Consider the following 3,095-nt stretch of genomic DNA (forward strand, 5'->3'; position numbering starts at 1 on the left):
AGCCGGAGAAGAGGCCCATGACCCGGTCACCGACTGCCAGCCCCGTCACTCCCGGGCCGACCTCGGTCACCACACCCGCACCCTCCAGACCGAAGTCCTTCGCATCACCGGGGTACATGCCGAGCGTGTTGAGCACATCGCGGAAGTTGACGCCCGCCGCGCGGACGGCAATACGAACCTGCTGATCCGCCAGCTCATCGCAAGGAACACCGCGCAGCGCCAGCCCCTCAAGGGTGCCCTTCTCGGCGATGTCCAGCCTCCAGGCCGGCTCTCCCGAGGGGAGGGTCAGAGCCGTACCGGTCGCGGCGCGGACGAGCCGGGGCGCGTAGGCCGTGCCACCGCGCAGTGCCAGCTCCGGCTCGCCCGAGGCGAGCGCGGCGGGCATCAGAGGCCAGGACGCGTCCGTGCCGTCCACGTCCAGCAGCGCGAACCGGTCCGGTGCCTCGGCGCGTGCCGCGCGGACCAGGCCCCACACCGCCGCCAGAGCCGAATCGGCGGACGATTCGTCGAGGGTGACGGCCCCTTCGGTGATGAGCACCAGACGGGCGCCCTCGAATCGCTCCTCCGCCAGCCAGGCCTGGACGTGGGCGAGTACGTGGGCCGTGACCTCGTGCGCGGCCTCGGCCGCGCCGCCGACCGGCCGCCGCACCCGCACCAGGACGTCCGTCCCGGGCTCCACAGCAGTGTCGGGGAGACCGACGAGGAGAGCGGGGGTCTGCGTCACGCCGTCGACGGAAGGGGCGAGTGGGACCGGGGCCCAGTCGGTCTGGAAGAGGCTGTCGACGTGGCGGGTGTCCGCCTTCGCCAGGTCACCGGACGCCTCCCGCAGCACCAGCGACTCCACCGACGCCACCAACCCGCCCGCAGGATCAGCCAGTTCCAACGCCACCGCGTCCGATCCGAGCGCCATCATCCGCACCCGCACCGCACGCGCACCCGACGCCCACAGCGACACCCCGGACCACGAGAACGGCAACCGCGCCCGCCCGTCCCCGAACACCGACGTGAACATCACCGCGTGCAGGGCCGCGTCCACCAACGCCGGATGCGCACCGAACCGCTCCGCCCCATCCTCGTGCCCCTCGGGCAACGCGACTTCCGCGAAGATCTCCTCGCCTCGCCGCCACACACCGCGCAGCCCCTGGAACACCGGACCGTACGACAGCCCCAGCCCGGCGAAACGCTCGTACACCCCCTCGACCGGCTCCGCCACCGCGTCCCGCGGCGGCCACACACCGAAGTCGAAGGAAGCGGCGGACGGGGCGTCCGCAAAGGCGGCCAGTACACCCGTGGCGTGCAGGGTCCAGGGGAGATCGTCGGGCAGCTCTTCGAGACGGGAGTGGATCTCCAGCGTGCGGCGGCCGGCGTCGTCCGCCGCACCCACCCGCACCTGGACCCGCACCCCGCCCCGCTCCGGCACCACCAACGGCACCGCGACCGTCAGATCCTCCACCCGGTCACAGCCCGCCTGCTCCCCCGCCCGCAACGCCAACTCCAGGAAACCCGTCCCCGGAAACACCACCACACCCGCCACCACATGATCCCGCAACCACTCCTGCACCCCACACGACAAACGCCCCGTCAACAGCAGACCATCGCCACCGGCCAACTCCACCGCCGCACCCAGCAACGGATGCCCGGCCGCACCCAACCCCACCGCACCCAGATCACGGGTGTGCAGGGCGGAGGCGGCGGGCCAGAAGCGGCGCCGCTGGAACACGTACGTCGGCAGGTCGACGGGCGTCGCAGCAGCCGTACCGGTGAAGACGGCGGTCCAGTCGAGAGCGGTGCCCCGTGCGAACAGTTCCGCTGTCGCCGTGAGGAGCGCGTGGGCCTCGGCGCGGTCCTTGCGCAGGGTCGGCGTCAGCACCAGGCCCCGGTCTTCGCCGTCGAGAACGCCCTGGGCCAGCGCGGTCAGCGTTCCGTCCGCGCCCAGCTCCACGAACCGCGCCACACCCTGCTCGTCCAACCGCCGCACCGCACCGGCGAACCGCACAGGCCGACGAACATGCTCCACCCAGTACTCCGGCGACGTCACCTCCTCGACCGCGGCCACCTCCCCGGTGACGGTCGAGACGATCGGAATCCGCGGCTGCCCGTACGACAGACCCTCGGCCACGGCCCGGAACTCCTCGAGCATCGGCTCCATCAACGGCGAGTGGAACGCGTGACTCACCCGCAACGCCGTCGCCTTGCGGTCCTGGACACGGAAGCGGTCGGCGATCTCCTCGACAGCTTGCGCCGCCCCCGAGATCACCAGCGCCTGCGGGCCGTTGACCGCCGCGATGCCCACCTCGTCACCGAGGAGCGGGAGCACCTCGTCCTCGGTCGCCTGGAGCGCGACCATGGCACCGCCCGACGGCAGGGCCTGCATCAGCCGGCCCCGCGCCGCCACCAGACGGCACGCATCGGCGAGTGACCACACACCCGCCACATGCGCGGCCGCGATCTCACCGATGGAATGCCCGACGAGAACGTCCGGACGCACACCCCACGACTCCAACAGCCGGAACAGGGCCACTTCGAGAGCGAACAGGGCGGGCTGGGTGAACTCCGTTCGGTTCAGCAGGTCGGCGTCCTCACCGAACACCACCTCCCGCAGACCGAAGGGCAGTTCCGCGTCCACGGCGTCGAAGGCCTCGGCGAAGACGGGGTACGCCTCGTACAACTCCCCACCCATACCGAGCCGTTGCGAGCCCTGCCCAGCGAACAGGAAGGCCGTACGGCCGTTGGTCTGTGCGGAGTTCCGTACGACGTTGGGCTCCGTACGGCCCTCGGCGAGCGCACTGAGGGCGTGGAGCAGCTCGTTACGGTCGGCGGCCAGGACCACCGCACGGTGCTCCAGGGCGGTCCTGGTGGTGACGAGCGCCCGGGCGGTGTCGGCGAGGGAGAGGCCGGGCCGTGCCTCCACGAAGGCCGCCAGGCTCTCGGCCTGGGCCGACAGGCCATCGCCGGCTGCCGACAACACCCAGGGCAGCACCGACACCTCGTCGCTTTCGGTGCTTTCCGTAGCCACCGCCGTGCAAGGCATCTGTTCGAGGATGACGTGGGCGTTGGTGCCGCTGATTCCGAAGGAGGACACGCCCGCGCGCCGT

Annotated in this window: 1 protein-coding gene; it reads right to left on the bottom strand. The window is 71.6% G+C overall.

Annotation, left to right across the window (positions count from 1 at the left end; translation table 11 throughout):
- Positions 1–3,082, bottom strand: a 3,082-nt coding sequence (locus AQJ64_RS44660; protein WP_244902741.1) for an acyltransferase domain-containing protein, incomplete at its 3' end; no start/stop codon positions are given.
- Between the last annotated feature and the right edge of the window lie 13 nt (positions 3,083–3,095).

It is taken from the genome of Streptomyces griseoruber (genome assembly GCF_001514205.1).
Lineage (GTDB): Bacteria > Actinomycetota > Actinomycetes > Streptomycetales > Streptomycetaceae > Streptomyces > Streptomyces griseoruber.